The organism is Halomonas sp. BC1 (genome assembly GCF_002078135.1).
In the GTDB taxonomy this organism is placed as follows: Bacteria; Pseudomonadota; Gammaproteobacteria; order Pseudomonadales; family Halomonadaceae; genus Vreelandella; species Vreelandella stevensii.
This window is the reverse complement of record NZ_LFGS01000012.1, coordinates 11,691-33,151: the sequence shown is the minus strand read 5'-3', so window position 1 is coordinate 33,151 and position 21,461 is coordinate 11,691. Positions and strand designations below refer to the sequence as shown.

Annotated in this window: 20 protein-coding genes and 2 pseudogenes; 13 read left to right on the top strand and 9 right to left on the bottom strand. The window is 62.2% G+C overall.

Annotated features, from left to right (window positions below; genetic code table 11):
* Window positions 1–233 precede the first annotated feature (233 nt).
* Together B7L72_RS09690 and B7L72_RS09685 are read left to right on the top strand one after the other, a co-directional pair.
* Window positions 234–611, top strand: coding sequence for a hypothetical protein (locus B7L72_RS09690; RefSeq protein WP_237718580.1), 378 nt, complete (start codon window positions 234–236; stop codon window positions 609–611).
* A gap of 41 nt (window positions 612–652) precedes the next feature.
* Window positions 653–1,726, top strand: coding sequence for a GGDEF domain-containing protein (locus B7L72_RS09685; protein WP_016913652.1), 1,074 nt, complete (start codon window positions 653–655; stop codon window positions 1,724–1,726).
* On the opposite strand, the gene B7L72_RS09680 is transcribed toward B7L72_RS09685, so the two are convergent.
* From B7L72_RS09680 to B7L72_RS09670, 3 genes are read right to left on the bottom strand one after another with little or no spacing between them, the layout of a single operon-like run.
* Complete coding sequence (locus B7L72_RS09680; protein WP_254893792.1) at window positions 1,710–1,874, bottom strand: globin domain-containing protein; 165 nt, start codon at window positions 1,872–1,874, stop codon at window positions 1,710–1,712. The two genes, B7L72_RS09685 and B7L72_RS09680, sit on opposite strands and share 17 nt — an antisense overlap.
* A 13-nt stretch (window positions 1,875–1,887) precedes the next feature.
* A complete protein-coding gene (locus tag B7L72_RS09675; protein ID WP_081194038.1) occupies window positions 1,888–2,037 on the bottom strand; it encodes a DUF3034 family protein in 150 nt (49 codons plus the stop codon).
* Complete coding sequence (locus B7L72_RS09670; protein WP_081194260.1) at window positions 1,971–2,159, bottom strand: DUF3034 family protein; 189 nt, start codon at window positions 2,157–2,159, stop codon at window positions 1,971–1,973. Before B7L72_RS09670 ends, B7L72_RS09675 begins: the two co-directional genes overlap by 67 nt.
* Before the next feature lie 667 nt (window positions 2,160–2,826).
* Here B7L72_RS09670 and B7L72_RS09660 point away from each other — a divergent pair.
* Together B7L72_RS09660 and B7L72_RS09655 are read left to right on the top strand one after the other, a co-directional pair.
* On the top strand, window positions 2,827–3,168 hold the full coding sequence (locus B7L72_RS09660; protein WP_081194037.1) for a hypothetical protein: 342 nt from the start codon (window positions 2,827–2,829) through the stop codon (window positions 3,166–3,168).
* A 6-nt stretch (window positions 3,169–3,174) separates the two neighbouring features.
* Window positions 3,175–4,404, top strand: coding sequence for a PqqD family protein (locus B7L72_RS09655; protein ID WP_081194036.1), 1,230 nt, complete (start codon window positions 3,175–3,177; stop codon window positions 4,402–4,404).
* Between the two features lie 14 nt (window positions 4,405–4,418).
* On the opposite strand, the pseudogene B7L72_RS09650 reads toward B7L72_RS09655, so the two are convergent.
* Together B7L72_RS09650 and B7L72_RS09645 are read right to left on the bottom strand one after the other, a co-directional pair.
* Window positions 4,419–4,625 (bottom strand): annotated as a pseudogene (locus B7L72_RS09650) (lytic transglycosylase domain-containing protein); the annotation flags it as partial.
* A 51-nt stretch (window positions 4,626–4,676) separates the two neighbouring features.
* A pseudogene (locus B7L72_RS09645) lies at window positions 4,677–6,409 on the bottom strand (proline--tRNA ligase).
* Between the two features lie 251 nt (window positions 6,410–6,660).
* Between B7L72_RS09645 and B7L72_RS09640 the strand changes: the two are divergent.
* Window positions 6,661–7,110 (top strand): hypothetical protein, encoded by a 450-nt coding sequence (locus B7L72_RS09640; RefSeq protein ID WP_081194035.1) that lies wholly within the window; start codon window positions 6,661–6,663, stop codon window positions 7,108–7,110.
* Window positions 7,111–7,173: 63 nt separating this feature from the next.
* Here B7L72_RS09640 and B7L72_RS09635 read toward each other — a convergent pair whose 3' ends face one another.
* Window positions 7,174–8,400, bottom strand: a complete 1,227-nt coding sequence (locus tag B7L72_RS09635) for a benzoate/H(+) symporter BenE family transporter (RefSeq protein WP_081194034.1) — start codon at window positions 8,398–8,400, stop codon at window positions 7,174–7,176.
* A 147-nt stretch (window positions 8,401–8,547) separates the two neighbouring features.
* Here B7L72_RS09635 and B7L72_RS09630 point away from each other — a divergent pair, with 147 nt between their 5' ends.
* Window positions 8,548–9,135 (top strand): helix-turn-helix domain-containing protein, encoded by a 588-nt coding sequence (locus tag B7L72_RS09630; RefSeq protein ID WP_016913660.1) that lies wholly within the window; start codon window positions 8,548–8,550, stop codon window positions 9,133–9,135.
* On the opposite strand, the gene nfo is transcribed toward B7L72_RS09630, so the two are convergent.
* Together nfo and B7L72_RS09620 are read right to left on the bottom strand one after the other, a co-directional pair.
* On the bottom strand, window positions 9,105–9,965 hold the full coding sequence (gene nfo, locus B7L72_RS09625) for a deoxyribonuclease IV (protein WP_081137216.1): 861 nt from the start codon (window positions 9,963–9,965) through the stop codon (window positions 9,105–9,107). The two genes, B7L72_RS09630 and nfo, sit on opposite strands and share 31 nt — an antisense overlap.
* A 2-nt stretch (window positions 9,966–9,967) precedes the next feature.
* Window positions 9,968–10,732: a glycerophosphodiester phosphodiesterase family protein gene (locus tag B7L72_RS09620; RefSeq protein WP_081194033.1), complete on the bottom strand. Its 765-nt coding sequence runs from the start codon at window positions 10,730–10,732 to the stop codon at window positions 9,968–9,970.
* Window positions 10,733–10,976: 244 nt separating this feature from the next.
* Here B7L72_RS09620 and B7L72_RS09615 point away from each other — a divergent pair, with 244 nt between their 5' ends.
* Window positions 10,977–11,954 carry an NADPH:quinone reductase gene (locus B7L72_RS09615; RefSeq protein WP_039178320.1) on the top strand — a complete coding sequence of 326 codons (978 nt, stop codon included), beginning with the start codon at window positions 10,977–10,979 and terminating at the stop codon, window positions 11,952–11,954.
* Window positions 11,955–11,975: 21 nt separating this feature from the next.
* Here the strand turns inward: B7L72_RS09615 and B7L72_RS09610 are convergent, their stop codons facing one another.
* Window positions 11,976–12,872 carry a MurR/RpiR family transcriptional regulator gene (locus B7L72_RS09610; protein ID WP_016913664.1) on the bottom strand — a complete coding sequence of 299 codons (897 nt, stop codon included), beginning with the start codon at window positions 12,870–12,872 and terminating at the stop codon, window positions 11,976–11,978.
* A 180-nt stretch (window positions 12,873–13,052) separates the two neighbouring features.
* Between B7L72_RS09610 and B7L72_RS09605 the strand changes: the two genes are divergently transcribed.
* The 6 genes from B7L72_RS09605 (at window position 13,053) to glpK (ending at window position 21,388) form a co-directional block, all read left to right on the top strand.
* On the top strand, window positions 13,053–13,862 hold the full coding sequence (locus tag B7L72_RS09605; protein WP_026001668.1) for an enoyl-CoA hydratase/isomerase family protein: 810 nt from the start codon (window positions 13,053–13,055) through the stop codon (window positions 13,860–13,862).
* Between the two features lie 55 nt (window positions 13,863–13,917).
* Window positions 13,918–16,089, top strand: coding sequence for an acetate--CoA ligase family protein (locus B7L72_RS09600; RefSeq protein ID WP_081194032.1), 2,172 nt, complete (start codon window positions 13,918–13,920; stop codon window positions 16,087–16,089).
* Complete coding sequence (locus B7L72_RS09595) at window positions 16,086–16,895, top strand: enoyl-CoA hydratase-related protein (RefSeq protein WP_081194031.1); 810 nt, start codon at window positions 16,086–16,088, stop codon at window positions 16,893–16,895. Before B7L72_RS09600 ends, B7L72_RS09595 begins: the two co-directional genes overlap by 4 nt.
* Before the next feature lie 181 nt (window positions 16,896–17,076).
* Entirely contained in the window at window positions 17,077–18,906 is a 1,830-nt protein-coding gene (locus tag B7L72_RS09590; protein ID WP_081194030.1) for an SLC13 family permease, read from the top strand.
* A 103-nt stretch (window positions 18,907–19,009) separates the two neighbouring features.
* Window positions 19,010–19,768 (top strand): DeoR/GlpR family transcriptional regulator, encoded by a 759-nt coding sequence (locus B7L72_RS09585; RefSeq protein WP_016913669.1) that lies wholly within the window; start codon window positions 19,010–19,012, stop codon window positions 19,766–19,768.
* A gap of 135 nt (window positions 19,769–19,903) precedes the next feature.
* Entirely contained in the window at window positions 19,904–21,388 is a 1,485-nt protein-coding gene (gene glpK, locus B7L72_RS09580) for a glycerol kinase GlpK (protein WP_081194029.1), read from the top strand.
* The last annotated feature ends 73 nt before the right edge of the window (window positions 21,389–21,461 follow it).

The window sequence follows — 21,461 nt, the reverse complement described above, 5'->3', positions numbered from 1 at the left end:
CCTGTGGTAAATCAGTTGACAGCCGTTGAAGTGTTTTGGCCTGATGCTCTGGTAAAGTGTGACCACTTGAACGCCTACCCTTACCAGGAACCGAACGGCCATGAACGCTGTGCTGCCACGTACTGCTGTAACGCCCCGCACTTCTTTGAAACCTCTCTGCAACATGGTGCTGGGGCTGCTCCTTGCGCTATGTCTCCCGACCTTGGCCCAGGCGCAGGCGTTGAATCTGGTCAATGGGGAGACCACCGAGAACAATCGCCATCAGTGATCTGCGTGAGCAGCCCAATACGACCTTTACCGTTTACGACCCTTATCAGGGGCGCGACGTGGAAATGCAGGGAATTCCGTTTCGTGAGTTTCTGGTGGAACACTTCGGGTCGGTACCCCCGCAACTGCACTTCACTGCCTGGGATGATTACGAAGTGACCCTGGGGGGCTGGGATAACCCGGTCTGGTATCTGGTCACCGTCGAAGATGGTGAGCCGCTGACGCTGCGCTCGCGGGGCCCGGTGCGTCTGGTGGAGCGTGAATACTCTGGCCGTGATACCGAAAACCTGCGTGAATTCAACGACTGGATCTGGATGATTCGCAGCATCGAGGCGCAGTGGTGAGTGCAGCGCCACCAGGAGAGCCAAAGCGTCGCCCCCGCTACATGACGTGGCTCTCCTTGAGCTTGATGAGTTTCATGGGCCTGATGGTATTGATCGTCTATGAGTCTCGTTGGGTCTACCCGGAAATCCAGGCCTACTTCAGCCAGACCGGCAGCCTGACCGGGCAGCAGCTGGCGACTCGGGCGAGAGGCTACGTGCAGAGCGCCCAAGAGTCGCTGCTGGTGGCGACGTCGCCACTGGACATCAGCGAGGCCAACCATGCGCTGGATCTTGCCTATGGGCTTTTCGATGTCAGTGTATACCGTCAGAACTACTCCTGTACCCTGCCCAGCTTGGCACTGGTCGACGAGATGACCGAACGCCTGGAACAACAGCAGATCGAACCCATCGACGCGGTCCACGCGCTATTCATCGCCGTGGACTGCCTGACGCGTATCGAAATGCACCAGTTGGATCGGCGCGGTATGGCGATCAATGATTTTTCCGAAAGCACCCGACGCCACAACCAGGTGTTGACCTACTCCAGTCTGCTGATCTTCGTGCTGGGTCTAGGGTTTTGGGCGATGCATGAGCGGCAGCTGCGTCAGACGGAAAACGCCACTGCTGAGAAACTGGACTGGATGGCCCGCGCCATGCGCGACCCGCTCACGGGGATCGGGAATCGCAGTGCACTGCATCAGGACGTGGTGAGTCGCGAGGGTGAGTCGTTGGGACTGATCTTGATCGACATCGATTTTTTCAAGCAGTACAACGATGCGCTGGGGCATCCTCAGGGCGACCGACTGCTGCGCCAACTGGCAAGCATGATCGAGCAGGCGCTGGGGCCGACGGCCCAGCTTTATCGATTGGGCGGCGATGAATTTGCGGCGTTGCTACCGTGCCCTTCCAATAGCGTACTGGCACAGCAGTGCGAAGCGCTTCAGGCGGCGCTCGATGCGGCCGAGTACCCGCACCCTGCTCACCCGGATAAAAAGCGCGTGACGCTCAGCGTGGGCGCCACGCGTTTCATTGCCATGGCAACGGCCTTTGCCGGTGCGTATGAAGCGGCGGATAAAGCCCTGTACCAGGTCAAGACCGCCGGACGTGATGGCTGGCAGATTACTGCAGGCGCATGACGTTGGCATACATGGGCGCCAGGCGGCCCAGCATGTCGTTACGTGCGGCTAGCGGTATCCCTTCCTCTATCATGGCCTCGTTCAAGTACTCTACTACCCGGTTGAAGTGAGCATCGGTGATGCCCATGGTCTGGTGGGCACGGTCCATGGGCCAAGCCGCGTTAAAACGCCGCCTGTAACGAGAGATAGCCACTGCGCTGAGAAGGCAAACCGGCGATGTCGCCCAGGTCCAGCCATGCCCCTGTCAAGGAAACGTGCTTGTTGAAGAAGTAGGCGCTATAGATGCTTTGCCAATCCTCTTCGTCGGCCACGCTCGTGTCACGGCGGCAGTGACGCCCACTTCATCGTCACTGGCCGTGCTGGCGAGCACTGCCCATGGGGAAAGCCCGCCGCCTGCTGCCCCTTCGATGGCGGTGACCGCTCCGGTGCCCATGATGTCGCCTCCCGCTTGGCGATGGCTTCCTGCATCGTGTAGAGCGTGCTGGCCAGCTGTTGGGTCTCGGCCACCGAGCCCTCTTTGGGCAGCGCCATCCGTTCTCCACGGCCAATGCGCTGAGCGGCCTGGGCCAGCGCAATCAGCGGCTGACTGATGCTGCGGGCGCTCCATAGCGCGGCAGCCAACGTCAGCAGCAGTATCAGTATCACAATGCCGAACAATTGCCACTGCAGTCGACTATAGGCGCTCAGCAGCTCATCGCGAGAGAGCTGAATCAATACGTGGGCCTGGTATTGCTCGGTGGACAGCAGCGACGATGAGTAGGCCAGATAGTGTCGGTGACGCTGACACTGGCTGCGAAGACTGAAAAGCTGCACAGCGACGCGGCAATGCCAAGTGGCCAGGCAAACGTGCGGGGTCTCGCAAATTGACGCAATGCAGGCATGGGGGGGTACCTAAGTGGGGTCAGGGAAGTGGCCTTATGATCTATTTATTATGTTGAAAAGTCATGTTTTTGCTCTAACGATAAAACCTTGAAAGGTAAAAAAGAGTAAACAATGGGGAAGTCGTCATGGGCATCTGGTGTCGGTAGGTCGCCTTGGCTAGAGTAATTTGAGAAACAGTGTTCGTTAACTTGAAGATCATCTTGACGAGGAGAACCACCATGTCCCATGAAACCGAAGAGGTGTTGCAGAAGCGCCGCTCGCGCCGCCAGGTACTGGCCAGCCTTGGGCTGGGTGCCGCAGCGCTCTACGTTGCTCCCACGTTCCTGTCGATGGGGCAGGCAGAAGCGCGCGGCCGTCGCTCACGGCACAGCCGTTCGCGGCCCAGCTACTCACGCCCCAGCTACTCACGCCCTCGGCACAAGCATCATGCCCGTCGTGATGAGCGATACTACCGCCCTCATGATCGTCGCCGGGCTGGCTATTCGCGTCCGCATCGATCCCGCTGGGAGCGCGATGGTGTCATCGAAATTCGCTTGAGCCGCGTACTGCCAAGGTGGTAACGGCCGATGACAACCCACACCACTCACGATATCAGCCTGCCCAGTCTGGGCCCCTGCCTGCGCCTGGTAGAGGCGGAGGAGCTGTTGCCCGTGTTGCAGCAGGCCATGCCAGGCTGGCCCATCGAACGCTGCCCGGTGTTGCCGGAAGCCCCGGACATCTGCGTTTGGCAGCACCCCGACGGCTACTGGCAGGAAGCGCCCGCGCTGCCCCAGGGGGCCTTGTTGGACACCGATGTTGGCACTGCCTGTAGCGTCGTCGCCGATTTGGCCGGGGCGTTCCTGCATCGCCACCCTGAGCTGGTGGGCTTGCACTGTGGCTCGGTGGAGCTCAACGGGCAGCTGGTGATTTTTCCTGATGCCCACCGTGCTGGAAAAAGCACCTTGACCTCGGCATTTGCTGCCGCAGACTGCCGTGTATTCGGGGATGATGTGCTGGCGCTCAATCCTGAAGGTGAAGGCATCGCGCTTGGCGTGGCACCGCGTTTGCGGTTACCGGTCCCGGAGGCCTTGTCGGTAGATTTTCAGCACTTCGTGGCCTGCCATCTTGGTCCTTTCGACGACCGTTACGGTTATCTGAACTTGTCGAGTTCCCAACTGGCAGCCCATGGCGACCGCTCCCCGCTGGGGGCCGTGCTGCTGATCGACCGAGACCCCACGTTGACGGCCCCCCAACTGACACGCCTGCAGCCCGGCGATGGCCTATGGCAGTTGTTGCAACAGAACTTTGCCGAGCACGAGTCGGATCAGGCGCTGATGGATCGCTTCCTGCCGCTACTGCAGCGGCTACCGTGCTTTCTGCTGCGATACTCGGATGCTTATGAGGCAGCCCTGTGGCTGGCACAGCGCTGGGAGGGTCAGCCGTTCTCAGCAGATCGGCAGCAGGGGCAATCGGTGGCAAGTGCTGAACGGGCGGAGGTGCCTGCGCTGCTGTTGGATGACGCCCGCTACTGGCACACCAGCCCGGCAGCCTTCGAGTGGTCGCTGGGCGATGAGCTGTTCGTGATTGGCCAGAACGGGGGTGATATTCATCGAATGAACGCGACCAGCCGCGCAGTATGGGCTCTATTGCAGCATGAGCCGATGAACCTGCAGGAATTGAGTGAGACGCTCGTGGCGTTCTTCGAAGGGGCGTCGCTGCCGCAGGTAACGCGTGACGTGGCACAGTTGCTGGCCAATCTGGCTAAGGCGGGCTTGCTGCACAGTGTTGAAGCAGGGGTTGACAGGGTGACCGGCTAACGCCAATGGTCGCGCTAGGCCTTCAATACCCGCTCGGGGTACCAGGTTTGCCCAAGGCTGCCGTTTTAGCGAGCCAGAGCGCGGGTGAAGTCACCCCGCTCGACGGCAAGATAGTGGGCCAGAATGGTGCTGCCGTAGCGCAGATTGCGGTTGGGTTCGGTCAGGTCGTCCATGGGCAGGCCCAGCTCGGCGACCCAGAAGGGCATGATCTGGCCCCTACTGCGAGCCCCAGGATCAGGGCTCGCACCAGGCCGTGCAGCATGAGGGGGCGATCAGCACTGTGCCAGGCCCGCTTTTTCACGCAGGAACTCGACGATCGTGTCGGCGGGCACCATGGTGGCGTCGCTGTCGCGGCGGCCCTTGTACTCCAGCTCGCCGTTGTCCAGGCCACGGTCGCCGATCACCAGGCGGTGCGGCACGCCCATCAGTTCCAGGTCGGCGAACTTGACGCCGGGACGAGTGTCGCGGTCATCCAGCAGCACGTCCAGACCTGCCGCCGTGAGTGCCTGGTAGAGGCGCTCTGACTCTTCACGCACCCGCTGGGACTTGTGGGCGTTCATGGGCACCAGCGCCACCTGGAAAGGCGCGATGGCGTTGGGCCAGATGATGCCTGCATCGTCGTGGTTCTGCTCGATGGCGGCGGCGACCACGCGGGTCACGCCAATGCCGTAGCAGCCCATGAACGGGTGGCTGGTCTTGCCGCTGTCGCCCAGTACGCTGGCATTCATGGCCTGGGAGTACTTCTGGCCCAGCTGGAACACATGACCCACTTCGATACCGCGTTTGATCAGCAGGGTGCCCTGACCATCCGGCGAGGGGTCGCCCTCTACCACGCTGCGCAGGTCGGCGACCTGGGGCAGGGGGGCGTCGCGCTCCCAGTTGATGCCGAAGTAGTGCTTGCCATCGACGTTGGCGCCCGCGCCGAAGTCGCTCATCAGCGCCACGCTGCGGTCGATGATGATCGGCATGTCAAGGCCCACGGGGGCCCAGGGGAGCCCGGGCCGGCTCCTACTGCTGCACGAATCTCTTCTTCGCTGGCCATGGTCAGGGGTGCCTTGACCTGCGGCAGGTTCTCCGCCTTGACCTCGTTCAGCGCGTGATCGCCACGCACCAGCAGAGCAATCAGGCCACCTTCTGCGGCGTGGACCATCAGCGTCTTGAGGGTCTTTTCGATAGGCAGGTTGAACTGTTCGACCAGAGCGGCAATGGTCTTGGCATCGGGGGTGTCGACCAGACGCATCTCTTCGCTGGGCGCGCTGCGCTCTACCTGACTGCCCAACGGGGCAGGCAAAGCTTCGGCTTTTTCGATGTTGGCGGCGTAGTCGGAAGCGTTGGAGAAGACGATATCGTCTTCGCCGGAGTCGGCCAGCACATGGAACTCATGAGAGCCGGTGCCACCGATGGAGCCGTTATCGGCAATCACCGGGCGGAAGTCGAGCCCCAGACGCGTGAAGATGCGCGTGTAGGCATCGTACATGGCCTGATAGGTCTCTTTCATCGACGCTTCATCGAGATGGAAAGAGTAGGCATCCTTCATGATGAACTCACGCGAGCGCATCACGCCGAAACGGGGGCGAATTTCATCGCGGAACTTGGTCTGAATCTGGTAGAAGTTCACCGGCAGCTGCTTGTAGCTGGAAATTTCCCGGCGCACCAGGTCCGTGATGACCTCTTCATGGGTGGGGCCCACGCAGTAGTCGCGGTCGTGGCGGTCCGTCAGGCGCAGCAGCTCGGGGCCGTACTGCTCCCAGCGGCCCGATTCCTGCCACAGGTCGGCGGGCTGTACGGCGGGCATCAGTACTTCCTGGGCTCCGGCGCGGTTCATCTCTTCACGCACGATGGCTTCGACCTTGCGCAGCGTGCGCAGGCCCAGCGGCAGCCAGGTATACAGGCCCGAAGTCAGACGGCGAATCATACCGGCGCGCAGCATTAACTGGTGGCTGATGACTTCAGCGTCGGCCGGGGTTTCTTTCAAGGTGGCGATCAATAGTTGGCTGGCGCGCATGGGCGTGAGCATTCCTTGGGTTGTCGATGGTGCTGAGTATGAGAAGCGCGTTGCGCTTAATCCAGCGTTGAAAGCGGCATTGTACGGCCAAGCGGGGAAGGCGGCAAAATCCTGTGTAGACGTCAGGGCGTGTGCTTAGCACGAAATATGCTAAACTCGACCCGTTTTGTAACGCGATAGCCTGCGCCTATAACAAGCGTGTCACTTCATACGATGGCTATCGTTACATTGAAAATTCCGAGGGAACCTCCATGCAGCAAGCAGTGCGCCGTTGGTTGACGGGGGCGGTCGTTGGTGTCTCCATTGTGGCATTGAGTGGGTGCGGTACGCTTTTCTATCCGGAACGCAAAGGCCAGCTGAGCGGTGATGTCGACCCCGTGGTCGCCATTGCCAATAGCGTTGGCCTGCTGTTCTTCATCGTGCCGGGCGTGATCGCCTACGCCGTGGACTTCTCCAACGGCACTATCTACCTGCCCAGCGAGAACAGTGCGTCCGTGGATATTCATCATCTCGACGATGCCATGGACGTGGCCTCGCTGGAGAAGTTGCTGTCCGACAAGGCCGGTCAGCCGGTAACGCTGGAGAACGAGCTGCTGGTCATCGAAGAGATGAGCAGTCTGGATGAAGCGCTGGCCATGGTGCGCATGTCCGGCGTGCTCGATGAAGAGCGCCTGGCCAACATGGAACCAGCGGTGATGTAACCACCGTACACCGCTGGCCGATAGACATAGACGCCCTGCCATCCACGATGGCGGGGCGTTTTTTTAGCGATCCTTCTGGTGCGCGCGGGCGCTGAATGTGCTGATCTTGAGTACCACAAGCCCCGCCACCAGGCCCCAGAAAGCCCCGCCCAGTCCCAGTAGCGTCACGCCGGAACCGGTGAGCAGGAAGGTCACGATGGCGGCATCGCGCTGTTCGCTCTTCTCGAAAGCGCCCGCGAGGCCCGTGCCCAGCGTGCTCAGCAGGGCAATGCCCACCAGTGCCATCACCAGAACGCTAGGCAAGGCGCTGAACACCCCGGTCACGGTGGCTCCGAAGATGCCCATGGCGATATAGAAGACCCCGGCAGCCACCCCGGCGGTGTAGCGCCGCCTGGGGTTGGGATGGGCGTCTGGGCCCAGGCATACCGCCGCACTGATGGCCGCCATGTTGAGCGCGTAGCCGCCAAACGGCGCCAGCAGCAGGGTGGCGCCACCGGTCCAGGTGATCAGCGGTGAGCTGTTGGGGCGATAGCCTGCCGCCCGCAAGACGGCGACGGCGGGCAGGTTCTGGGTCGCCATGGTGATGACGAACAGCGGAATGCCGATGCTGATCAGTGTCATCGGGTTGAATACCGGGGCGGTAAAGACCGGCAGCGTAGGCGCCAGCGGGATCGGCTGGGTCGAGATCTGGCCTTGCCACAGGGCCAGCCCCACGCCCACCAGCAGGACTCCCGGCACCGCCAGTGAGGGCCAGCAGCGCCGCCCCGCGACCCAGGCAGCCAGCATGGCCAGCGGCAGCAGCCACTGGCTTTCCATGACGTTGAACAGCTCCAGCCCGAAACGCAGCAGAATGCCCGCCAGCAGGGCCGAGGCGATGGCACCAGGAATATGGCGCATCAAACGCTCGAACAGCCCGGTGACACCGCACAGCGTGATCAACAGCGCCGAAAACAGAAACGCGCCGATGGCCTCTTCGATAGGAATTCCCGGCAGGCTGGTGGCCAGAAAGGCGGCTCCCGGCGTCGACCAGGCGGTCAGCAGCGGCATGCGGTAACGCAGCGAAAGCCCCAGCGAGGTGATGCCCATGCCGATGCCCAGCGCCCATAGCCAGGAGCTGATCTGGGCCGTGGAGGCGCCCGCAGCGGCGGCGGCCTGAAAAATGATCGCGGCGGAGCTGGTATAGCCGATGATGACGGCGACGAAACCGGCAATCAGCGTAGACAGGCTCATGTCCCGCCATAGATGAGGCGAGGCAGATGATGAAGAGGGCAGCGTCGTTGGCGTGTCCATGGGTGGCTCCCACGTGGTTATGTTGAGCGTGCGCTATAGCGCACGGATGGCTACGCTAACATTGTGCGTTATGACGCACAACCTTTTTCTGGCATGATAGTCATCCGACCAACCCCGCTATCTGAATCCGACCGTCAGGAGAGTCGCATGGCTTTAACGCCGCATACCATTGCCGAGCATATTTCAGGAACGGTGAAGCAGCTGCGCAAGGAGCGGGGCTGGAGCCTCGATCGCGCGGCCAGTGAAACCGGGGTCAGCAAGGCGATGCTGGGGCAGATCGAACGTGGGGAGTCGAGCCCCACGGTGGCCACCTTGTGGAAGATCGCCAGCGGGTTTCGGGTGTCGTTTTCTACCCTGTTCGACAGTGACAAGCCCGCGCTGGGCGAGCTGCATCGGGATGGGTGGGAGTCGGTGTGGGGGGATGACAGCGCGGGCATGCAGGCGCGCCTGCTGTTCCCCTACGACCCCCTGCTGGGGTTCGAGATGTTCCTGATCGAGTTGGCCCCGGGGGCCATGAGCGAATCCACGGCCCATGCCAGCGGCGTGGTGGAGCACATCGTGGTGGTGGAAGGCGAGATGGAGCTGCGCATCGACGAGCGCTGGCAAACCCTGGGCGTTGGCGAGGGGCTGCGCTTTTTCGCGGACCGGCCCCACGCCATGCGCAACAACGGTACGTCGCGGTTACGCTTTCACGATGTGATTCACTACCTGCCGGGGGCGGCCTCCGGGGCCTGAGCGCGCAGCCAATTCAGCTCGTCGGCCCAGATCTCGGGCTCGATGGTTTCGAGAATCATGGGAATACCATCGATGCGCGCATCCTGCATGATCGTGGTGAAGGCCGCCAGGCCAATGTTGCCTTGCCCCAGGCTGTGGTGCCGATCCACACGGCTGGCGAAGTCGCTTTTGGCATCGTTGAGGTGCATGCCGCGCAGATATTCGAACCCCACCACGCTGCCCAGTTCGTCCAGCGTGGCGCGGGTCGCTTCGGCGCTGCGCAGGTCGTAGCCTGCGGCAAAGGCGTGGCAGGTGTCGATGCAAACGCCGACCCGGCGCTTGTCGTCCACCTGCTCGATGATGCTGGCCAGATGTTCGAAGCGCCAGCCCAGGTTGGTGCCCTGGCCTGCGGTGTTTTCGATGACCGCGGTCACGCCCTGGGTGGCATCCAGAGCCAGGTTGATGGATTCGGCAATGCGCGACAGGCAGTCGGCTTCGCTGATCTTGTTCAAATGGCTGCCGGGGTGGAAGTTCAGCAGCGTCAGGCCCAACTGCTCGCAGCGCTGCATCTCATCGATGAAGGCGGCCCGCGACTTGTCGAGGCCCTCCGCCTCAGGGTGCCCCAGATTGATCAGGTAGCTGTCGTGGGGCAGGATCTGCGCTGGCGCGAAGCCATGGATGCGGCACGCCCGCTTGAAGGCTGCGATGGCCTCGTCAGTGAGCGGTTTGCCCTGCCACTGACGCTGGTTTTTGGTAAACAGGGCAAACGCCGTCGCCCCGATCTCCACCGCGCGCAGCACGGCCTGATCAGCGCCACCGGCCGCGCTGACATGGGCACCAAGATACTTCATTGTCATCCTTCTTTTCGGTTGTCGAGATAGCGCTGGAAAGCGGCTGGTTCGTCGGTAATGGCACTGTTGATGCCCCAGGCCCAGCGGCTTTGAAACGCACTGGGATCGTTGGCGGTATAACACAGGATCTGATAGCCATCCCGGCGCATGGCAGCGGCCTGGGTGCGCTTCAGCCGGGGCCAGTGGGGGTGAATGCTGAACGCCTGGATGGCGGCACATTGGGCGCGCCACTGCTTGGGTAAACTGCCGTAAAGCGCGCCCAGGGCGAGAGCTTCTCGGGGCGCATGCCGACGGCTGTGAGCCAGTGCGGCCCCGTCAAAAGAGGAGACGATGCAGCGCTCGGCAGGTAGCGCTGTCAGCAGCATGGGCAGCACCGCATCGACCAGGGCAATGGGGTCGCGCCCCTTGTTGACCTTGATTTCCAGATTGACGCCCATTTCCAGCTCATTCAGCAGCGCCAGCATGGCCTCCAGGTTGGCCATGCGTTCCCCCGCAAAGCGGTCGCCGAACCAGCTGCCCACATCCAGCGCCTGGGCCTGGCGCCAGGTCATGCTGGCCAGCTCGCCGCGCCCGTCCGAACAGCGGCTTACATCGCTGTCGTGCCAGATCACGGGCATGCCGTCCCCCAGCAGTTGAACATCCAGCTCAACCCAGCGCGCCCCCGCCTGATGAGCGGCGCGCACGGCGGTGAGGGTGTTTTCGGGGGCGGCCGCAGAGTAGCCGCGGTGGGCAATCAGAGTGGGTACTTCAATGGCAGGATGGGTCATGGACGATCCGTCTTGTGGTGACCAGGCGTGTTATAAAATGGCCCTTAGTCTAGCATGTACCCGTGACAGGCGTGTGTCGGCCAGAGGGTTGGACGACTTGATTTCAGCGCCCTGACGCGGTTGGATAGCGGACCCGTGCAGACTCCGTCATCCGTTTTCGGTCAGCGATGCTCAACGCGATCATTCACGGCAAACGATAATTCATAACAAGCGATACCCCATCGCCAATAACAGGAGTTTTTTGATGTCCAAGCGTATTCAATTTTCCACTACCGGTGGCTCCGACGTACTCGAGTGGGCCGAGGTCGAGCCTGTCGCACCGGCTGCCGGTGAAGTCCGTATCGCCAACAAGGCCGTTGGCCTGAACTTCATCGATATCTATTTTCGCACGGGCTTGTACCCGGCCCCCAGCATGCCTTCTGGCCTGGGCACCGAGGGCGCAGGCATCGTCGATGCGGTGGGCGAGGGCGTCACGCATCTCAAGGTAGGTGACCGCGTGGCGTATGCCCAGGGCCCGCTGGGTGCCTACGCCGAGTTGCACACGCTGCCCGCGGCCAAGGTGGTCAAACTGCCGGATTTCATCGACTTCGAAACGGCGGCGGCCAGTATGCTGAAGGGCTTGACGGTGCAGTACCTGCTGCGTCAAACCCAGCCGCTCAAGGGCGGCGAGACCATTCTGTTCCACGCGGCGGCCGGGGGCGTGGGCTCGATTGCCTGCCAGTGGGCCAAGGCGCTGGGCGTGAAGCTGATCGGCACCGTCAGCTCTCAGGAGAAGGCTGACCTGGCCATGGCCAATGGCGCCTGGGCCACCATCAACTACACCGAAGAGAACGTCGTCGAGCGGGTGCGCGAGCTGACCAACGGTGAAATGTGTGATGTGGTGTACGACTCCGTGGGCAAGGACACCTGGGAGATGTCGCTGGATTGTCTCAAGCCGCGCTCACTGATGGTCAGCTTTGGTAACGCGTCCGGCCCGGTGGACGGCGTCAATATCGGTATCCTGAATCAAAAGGGAGCGCTGTTCGTTACGCGCCCCAGCCTGAACGGCTATGCGGATACCCGCGAGCGGCTGGAAATGATGTGCGAAGAGTTCTTCGCCATGATCGAAAGCGGCAAGATTCGCATCGATGTCGCCAACCGCTACCCTTTGCAGGAAGCAGGCAAGGCCCAGGATGCGCTGCAGAGCCGCAAGACGACCGGCTCGACCATTCTGCTGCCCTGAGTCGCTCGCCTGAGCCGGGGGCTAGTCCACGTCGACATAGGCCCCCAGCTGGCGCATGCGCCGCTCGAAGCTGGCCACGTTATCCACCAGCTGGTCGGGGCCGACGGCCACGCACTCGGCCAGAATCGCTTCGCTGAGCGTGATGGCCGAGAGCAGCGACGGAAAGAAGTGAGGCGTGGCGTTGGCGACGGTGAACGTCACGCTGGCGCCAGGCACCAGCGGTGAGCGCAGGGTGTCGGTGACCACGATGGCCTGCACGCCGTTGGCGCGGGCAATCTCCAGCGCCTTGACCGTTTCGGCGCAGTAAGGCTCGAAGCCGAAAGCCACCACCACGTCCTGTTCGTCGAAGGGCGCCAGCTCCGTCAGGAGCCCGCCCTCCTGTCCGCGAATCAGCGTCACGTCGGGCATGGCGATACGTCCCACGTAGGCAAAGTGGTAGGCGCAGGCAAAGGTATCGCGAAAGCCGATCACGGCTACCCGGCGAGCCGCCAGTATGCGCTCGGCGGCGTCTTTTACCCGCGCTTGATTATCCGCCGTGAAGAGCCTGCCAATGTTGTCGAAAGCGGCATCACCCACCTCCACGAACAGCGCCTCTTGCGGGTTGCGCACCTGCTGCTTGAGCCGACTGGCACGGCCGCTCAGCTCGACCGGTGCGGCCTGCACCGCCGATTGAAAAACCTCCCGAAACGACTCGTAACTCTCGAAGCCCAGCCGCTTGGCCAGCCGGACCAGAGTGGAAGGCGTCACCGACGCGGCCTGGGCCGTTTTACGCACTGACTGAAACGCCATTTCCGTCGGGTGTTCCAACACATAGCTGGCCGCCCGTTTGAGCTGTGGGCTGAGCGTGGCGTAGTGCTCGGCCAGCTGCCGGTGGACGCTTTCCAGGTCGGGCGCAGGGCGGGTGGCGTGGTCAGGCATGGGGCTCTCTTTGATGAAGTGTAAAACGTTTGTGCCAATGATAAATGTTTTTGTCACGAATGTATTGATTATCCCCCAGCAGTGTCCTATCGTTCGGCAGTACGTTTGTTTCTCTTTTTCTATTTAAAGGAACAATCGTTTCCTTATTTGTTTTTTCCGAACGAGGTTACCAACAGCATCATGTCTGCCGACGCGCCCGCGCTGCCCACCTATGAAACGCTCCTGATCTCTCTGGATGAACACGTGCTGACCCTGCGGTTCAACCGACCCCACCGGCTGAACGCGGTGATTGAAACCCTTTATGAAGAGCTGCTCGATGCCCTGCGCTTTGCCCAGCGCGCAGCGCAGGTAAGAGCGGTGATCCTGACCGGAGAGGGACGCGCCTTTTGTGTCGGCGCGGACATGAAAGCCCATGGCAGTGCACAGCGCTCGCTGTTTCAGCGGCGGGCTTATCTGCAGTTGGGCAATGATGTCTGTGAAGCCATCGACCAGCTGGGTAAGCCGGTGGTGGCGGCCGTGAATGGCTATGCCTTGGGGGCGGGGGCAGAAATGGCCGTGGCCTGTGATTTCATCGTCATGGCTGAGGATGCCCAGATCGGCTTTCCGGAAACCAGTATTGGCACCTGTGTCGGGGGCGGTGTTTCGAAGCGTCTGCCGCAGTGGGTGGGTCTGGGCCAGGCGCGCCGCCTGCTGTATCTGGGCGACCGCATCGATGGCGTGGAGGCCACTCGGATCGGTCTGGCACTGGCCAACCATCCGGGAGCCGAGCTGATGGCCCAGGCCCAGGCGCTGGCTACTCGGCTGGCCGGGCAGGCGCCGGTCTCCATGGCGATGCTCAAGCCGCTGCTCAATCGCGCCAGCGAAACCAGCATGGAAAGCCAGCTTCAGCAGGAGCTGGACGCCGTGTTTACCTGCTCGATCACCGACGATTGGCAAGAAGGGGTCGATGCCTTTGCCGCACGACGTGCCCCGCGTTTTCAGGGCAAATGAGCCGGCTGCCACCTTGCAATCCTTTTATCGTCCGTTTTGCCCTACAGGTCACGTCATGAACTGTTTCAACGAATCACACGGCTCCCGCAGCCCGCTGCACACACTGCTTTCCCCAACGGGTATCGCTATCGTCGGTGCCTCTGCCGACCCGACCAAGCGCGGCTATAAAGCCCTGCTAGGGTTGATCAAGGGCGGCTATGAGGGGGCGATCTACCCCATCAACCCCAAGGCGGAGCAGATCCTCGACATTCCGGCCTGGCCCTCACTGGCGGACATGCCGGGTACGCCGGAGCTGGCTCTGCTGTGTACCCCGGCTGCCAGCGTACCGGCGCTGATCGCCGAGTGTGGCCGTCAGGGGATCAAGGGCGCGGTAGTGCTGGCCAGCGGGTTCGGCGAAACCGGAGCGGCAGGGGCTGCCCTGGAGGAAGCGATGATGGCGGCGGCCGAGGCGCATGGGGTGCGCATCATCGGCCCCAACACCTCCGGTCTGTTCAACCTGCATCAGCGCATCAACCTGCTGGACCTGACCAATGTCAGGGCAGGCGACATCGGTATCGTCTCGCAATCGGGCAATATGCTGCTGGCGCTGGCCCTGGAAGCACAGCATAACGGCCAGGTAGGGTTCAGTAGCTATATTGGCCCCGGTAACCAAAGCGACATTGGTTTCAACGACTACCTGCGCTATCTCGGTGAGGACCCGCATACCCGAGTGGCGACCCTGTACGTGGAAGGGTTTCGGGATGGACGGCGCTTTCTGGACGTGGCCCGTCAGGTCACGGCGCACAAGCCGGTGGTGGTGTACAAATCCGGCGCCACCGAGCAGGGGCAAAAAGCGGCCAGCTCGCACACCGGCGCCCTGGCAGGCAGCTACCAAATGACGGTAGACCTGCTGCGTCAGGTGGGTGTCAGCGTGGTGCAGTACTCCGACGAGATCCTGCCGGTCGCCGAAGGCCTGGGGCAGTTGCAGCAGGCGCCCGGCAAGCGGATCGCGGTGATTTCCGACGGCGGCGGCCAGGCCACCATCGCCGCCGACCGGCTCGCCGAAGCCGGGCTGAGCCTGGCGATGCTGGCACCGTCCACGCGTCATGCTCTGGAGGAGGTGCTGCTTCCTCAGGCGGCGCTGGACAACCCTGTGGATGTGGCGGGCTCCTCGGATGCCCGTCCGTCGCTGCTGGCTCGCTGTGTCGAGATCGTGATGGCCGACCCCGGCGTCGACAGCGTCTTCCTGGTAGGCATGTTGGGTGGCTACAGCCTGCGGTTTTCCGAGTCGCTGGCCGACGATGAGCTGCAGGGGGCAAAGCAACTGCTGGCGTTGGCCCAGGGCAGCGAAAAGCCGTTGGTGGTGTACAGCCTGTACGCGCCCATCAAGCCGCCTGCGCTGCGCCACCTGCATGAATCAGGGCTGCCGGTGTATGCCTCCATCGAACACGCGGTCAGGGTGTTGGCGGCGCTGGGCGAGCGAGGCGAGTACCTGACGCAGGTTCGACGCCTGGAGACGCCCTGGCAGCCCACGGCCAAGGGAGCCGCGCTGCTCGCCGGGGCCCGCGCGGAAGGGCGCGACCTGTTCGAGTTCGAAGCCAAGGCACTGTTGGCCGAACACGGCATTGCCGTGCCCCCCCAGTGGTGGGTCAGCCAGGCTGATGAGCTGACATCGGTCATCGAGCAGGCAGGCCAGCAGCCCTTGGCCATGAAGGTGGTGTCGCGGGACATTCTGCACAAATCCGATGCGGGCGGCGTCAAGCTCCACCTGAGCGGGGAAGAGGCGCTGCGCGAGGCGTTCCAGGCCATCCAGCACAATGCCCATGCCTACGACCCCCGGGCCCGCTTCGAAGGCGTGCTGGTGAGCCCCATGGCCCAGCCAGGGGTCGAAGTGATCATCGGCATGTTCCGTGACCCGGTATTCGGGCCGGTGGTGATGTTTGGCCTGGGCGGCATTTTCGTGGAGGTGCTGGAAGATGTTGCCTTCCGGGCTCTGCCGCTGAGCGAGCGGGACGCCTACGCCATGGTGGAACAGATCAAGGCGCAGAAAGTCCTCGACGGCGTGCGCGGCGCTGCCGGTGTGGACAAACCGGCCCTGGTGGCTCTGCTGATGCAGGTCTCGCGGCTGGTGGAGACCTACCCCGAGATTCAGGAACTCGACTTGAACCCCGTGCTGGCCTATCCGCAGGGGCACCCTACCGGGTATGCCATCGTGGATGCCCGCATTATCGTGGAGCGCGACCAATGACGATGACGTTGCCCAGCTTGACCGATGCCACCCTGACGCTGCACGAGCGGGTCGCTACGCTGACCTTGAACCGCCATGACGTGCGCAATGCCTTGACCGGCACGGCACTGGTGGATGACATCGTGGCCACGGCTCGGTGGGTCAATGCTTGTCCAGAGGTATCGGTGCTGGTCATCACAGGGGCAGGCAGCGCCTTCTGTGCAGGCGGCAATGTCAAGGACATGGCCAACCGCAGCGGCGACTTCGCTGGCAACGTGGCAGAAGTCGCCGAGCGTTATCGTCAGGGCATTCAGCGCATGCCGCTGGCGCTTGCCCAGGTGGAAGTGCCGATCATTGCCGCCGTGAATGGTGCGGCCATCGGTGCCGGGTTCGACCTGGCCAATATGGCGGATTTACGTATTGCTTCCCGCAAGGCGAGCTTCGGCGAGACGTTTCTCAATCTGGGCATCATTCCCGGCGATGGCGGTGCCTGGTTCCTGCAGCGCCAGATCGGCTATCAGCGTGCCTTCGAACTGACCCTGTCGGGCCGCGTGATCGATGCCGACGAGGCGCTTGCCTACGGCGTCGTGCTGGAAGTGGTCGAGCCTGAACAGCTCATGGAGGCTACCATGGCCCATGCAGCGCGTCTGGCCAGCCAGCCCCCCAAGGCCACGCGCCTGACCAAGCGGCTGATGAAAATGGCACCGGACATGGAGCTGAAAGCCTTTCTGGACGTTTGCGCCGTGTTCCAAGGGCTGTGCCATAACGAGCCCGAGCACCTGGAGGCCGTCGAACGCCTGCTGGCGCGCCTGCATCGCCCCGCCTGACGCTGAACCTGCACATCCCCTGGTACGCCTCTAACGCTCGGTTTTGCCGAGCGTTTTGCGGTTCTCTGCGCAGTGAATGACGGTTGTTCAGAGGCTGTACGGCCTGCTTGTGATCGTCTAATGTAATGAGAAGATGGCGGAGGGAGTCGCGCCGCTGTAACGCTCAGGGAGATGGCACTCTATGTCCATGGAAAGTTTGGGGCTTGCGCCCAGCACGTTGGTGTTTGTGGTTCTTGGACTCACCCTGGCGGCGTTTGTCTGGGGGCGTTTTCGCTATGATCTGGTGGCCCTGGCGGCCTTGCTCGGCTCGATCATGCTGGGGCTGGTACCCGCAGACGATGCGTTCATGGGCTTTGGCCACCCGGCGGTGATCACCGTTGCCGCCGTGCTGGTGCTGAGCCGTGGTTTCGAACGCTCAGGGGTGGTGGACGTCATTGCCCATCAGGTGCTCAAGGCCGGCGAGCGCCTGATGCTGCAGCTGCTGGTGCTGGTGGGCACGGTGGTGCTGTTGTCGGGGGTCATGAACAATGTTGGGGCATTGGCACTGCTGCTGCCGGTGGCCATGCGCCTGGCGCGAGAACACGATACTTCGCCCTCGCTGCTGTTGATGCCGCTGGCGTTCGGCTCGCTGCTGGGCGGCCTGACCACCCTGATCGGTACTCCGCCGAACATCATCATCTCGGCGTATCGTGGCAATATCACGGGCGAAAATTTCGGCATGTTCAGCTTTACGCCCGTGGGTGCTGCGGTGGCGTTGGTGGGTCTGGCCTTCATTGTGCTGGTGGGCTGGCGATTCACCCCCAAACGCAATGCCCAGTCGGCGGGTGATGACATGTTCGATACCGCCAATTACCTGGTCGAACTCAAGGTCAGCGAGGCCTCCAAAGCCAATGGGCTGACGCTGCAACAGCTGCGCGACGAACTGGAAGAGACCATTCCCGTGCTGGCGGTGGTGCGCGACGATGATCGGCGGGCAGGCTACCGTTTCCACGGCGTACTGCGCGAGGGCGATATCCTGCTGCTGGAGGCAGGCCCCGATGAGTTGAGGCTGCTGGAAGACAAGGTGGGCCTGAGCGTCATTGCCGAGCCTGACGATGCCGAAGAGAACGAAAGCGACGAGCAAGCGGCGAAGGAGCGCCAGCCCGTCGATACCGAAGGGCTGCAGTTGATCGAAGCGGTGGTGCGCAACGACTCGATGATGGTCAATCGCAGCGTGCGCCAACTGCGCCTGCATCATCAGTTTGGCCTGCATCTGGTGGCGGTGGCCCGCGACGGCGCCCGGCTCAAGCAGCGGCTGCGCGACATTCGCTTTCAAACCGGCGACGTCCTGCTGCTGCAGGGCAGCGAAAACGAGATCGCCGACAGCCTGGCCACGCTGGGCTGCCTGCCGCTGGCCAACCGCGAGCTGAACCTGGGCCAGCCGCGCAAACTGTTGCTCTCGATCGGTATTTTCGTGCTGGCTATTATCGCCATGCTGCTGGATCTGCTGCCCGCTGCGGTGGCCATGAGCACGGCGGCGCTGGTGTCGCTGTTGATCGGCGTGCTGCCGCTGCGAGAGGGGTATCAGGCCATCGACGGGCCGGTGATCGTGCTGCTGGCGGCCATGCTGCCCGTGGGTGAAGCGCTGGAAACCAGTGGCGGGGCGGCGATCATTGCCAACGCGCTGCTGACCTTTGGCCTGGAGTGGCCGGTGATCGTCTCCCTGGCGGGGCTCTTTCTGCTCTCCATGCTGCTGTCGAACGTGGTCAATAATGCCGCTGCCGCGCTGCTGATGGCGCCCATTGCCGCCAGCCTGGCCAATGGATTCGACGTTTCCCTGGACCCCTTCCTGATGGTGGTGGCCGTCAGCGCCTCTTGTGCCTTCCTCACGCCTATCGGTCATCAGTCCAACACCCTGGTGCTGGGGCCAGGGGGCTACCGCTTTGGTGATTACTGGAAGCTGGGGTTGCCGCTTTCGCTGGTGGTGATGTGCGTGACGATACCGATGATTCTGTGGGTCTGGCCGCTATAAGTGACGTTTCATCGGCTTTGGGTCATGTTCGCGTGATTGGATATCGAAAATTTTGCTAATCTATTACGCACATGGATCAACCAATAACGAACAGGCCGGGCTTATGAACCAGCAGTATCGCCAGGATGCCATTGTCGAGCTGGTGCGCCAGCATGGTTACATGAGCATCGAGCAACTGACCGAACATTTTGCGGTAACGCCCCAGACCATCCGGCGTGATCTGAATACCTTGGCCAATGATGGGCGCGTCCGGCGCGTGCATGGCGGTGTAGGGGTCGAGTCGAGCACGGTGAACACCGCCTACAGCACGCGCAAGACGCTGCACCTGGAAGAGAAAGAGCGGATTGCCCGCTGCATGGCCCAGCATATTCCTCACCATGCTTCACTGTTCATCAATATCGGTACCAGCAACGAGATGATTGCCCAGGCGCTGCTGGAGCACCAGGGGCTGGAAATCATCACCAACAACCTGAACGTGGCTGCCATCCTGCAGCACAAGGAAGACTTCACGGTGATCATCGCCGGGGGGCAGGTGCGTTCGCGGGATGGCGGCATCATTGGTGAAGCCACCATCGACTTCATCAATCAGTTCAAGGTGGATTACGGCATCATCGGTATCAGTGGTATCGATGAAGATGGCTCGCTGCTGGAGTTCGACTACCAGGAAGTGCGCGTGGCCCAGGCCATTATCGCCAATTCTCGCCGGGTGTATCTTGCCGCCGACTACTCGAAATTTCACCGTAACCCGGTGGTGCGTCAGGGCAATCTTTCGCAACTGGATGCGCTGTTCACCGACCGTCGGCCGCCGGAGTCGATTACCCGTCTGCTTACCCAGCACGATGTGGCGCTGCACATCGCCTGACCCAGCGGGAAAGGCGTCGCCACCTTGGCAAGTTTCATACTTGAGCATTGCGAGCCGCTGGCGTAGCCTTGTAGTATAATAAAACGAAACAAAACCGTCAAAATCGAAAGAACCCTACAACAAAGTGAACACGATATGTCCTCCTTCATTCTTGCCATCGATCAAGGTACCACCAGCTCGCGTGCCATTCTCTTCGACCGCCAGGGCCAGGTAGCGGCCGTTGCCCAGCAGGAGTTTCCCCAGCACTTTCCCCAGGATGGTTGGATCGAGCACGACCCGGAGGATATCTGGGACTCCGTGGTGGCGACTTGCCGAGAGGTGCTGGCCAAGGCCCAGGTCAGTGCCGAACAGATAGACGGTGTCGGCATCACCAACCAGCGAGAAACCACGGTGGTATGGGATCGCGCCACGGGCAAGCCACTCTATAACGCCATTGTCTGGCAGGATCGGCGCACCTCCGAACGCTGTCAGGCGCTGCGGGACGCGGGCCATACCGAGGCGGTACAGGCCAAAACCGGGCTGCTGATCGACCCCTACTTCTCTGCCACCAAGCTGGCCTGGATACTCGATCAGGTCGAGGGCGCCCGCGAACGGGCGGCCAAGGGGGAGCTGGCCTTCGGTACCATCGACAGCTTCCTGATCTGGCGCTTGACCGAAGGCCAACAGCACGTGACCGATGCCACCAACGCCTCGCGCACGGCGCTGTTCAACATTCATGAGCAGCGTTGGGACGATGAGTTGCTGGCGCTGTTCGATGTGCCCGCCAACATGCTGCCAGGCGTGAAAGACTCCAGCGACGACTTTGGTACGGTGGCAGCCCACTGGCTGGGGGCTGCCTTGCCCATCGCCGGGGTTGCCGGGGACCAGCAGGCAGCCCTGGTTGGGCAAGCCTGCTTCAAGCCCGGCATGGGCAAAAGCACTTACGGCACGGGCTGTTTCATGATCGTGAATACCGGCGATACACCGTCGGTTTCCCGCAACCGCCTGCTGACCACCGTGGGTTACCGGATCAATGGCCAGCCCACCTACGCCATGGAGGGCAGTATCTTCGTGGCCGGGGCGACTGTGCAGTGGCTGCGTGACGGGCTGAACCTGTTTGCCGATGCCTCGGAAACCGAAGCCTTGGCCCAGAAAACCCGCAGCGGGCACAGCGTGTACCTGGTGCCTGCCTTTACCGGGTTGGGTGCCCCCCATTGGGACCCCAAGGCCCGCGGCGCCATTTTTGGCCTGACCCGAGACACCGGGATCGCCGAAATCGTCGCGGCCGGGCTGCAGGCGGTGTGTTACCAGACTCGAGACCTTCAGCTCTGCATGAACGATGACATGGATGCCGCGCCAGGCAACCTGCGTGTCGATGGCGGCATGGTGAAAAATAGCTGGGTGATGCAGTTTCTGGCCGACATGCTCAACGTGCAGGTGGATCGACCGACGATTCTGGAAACCACGGCGCTGGGGGCGGCGTATCTGGCTGGGCTGCGGCTGGGGTGGTACGCCACCCTGGAAGAGATAGAACAGCTGTGGCGCTGCGAGAAGAGCTTCACGCCCAGCATGGAGGAGGCGACTCGCGAACAGCTTTATCAGGGCTGGTTGGATGCCGTTTCCCGCGTGCGCTCCACGTAGCCTCTATATCGCGCCTATTTGCTGCCTGGATTCAAACAATAAACGCTGCCCAAACAAGGGTGGCGTTTTTTAT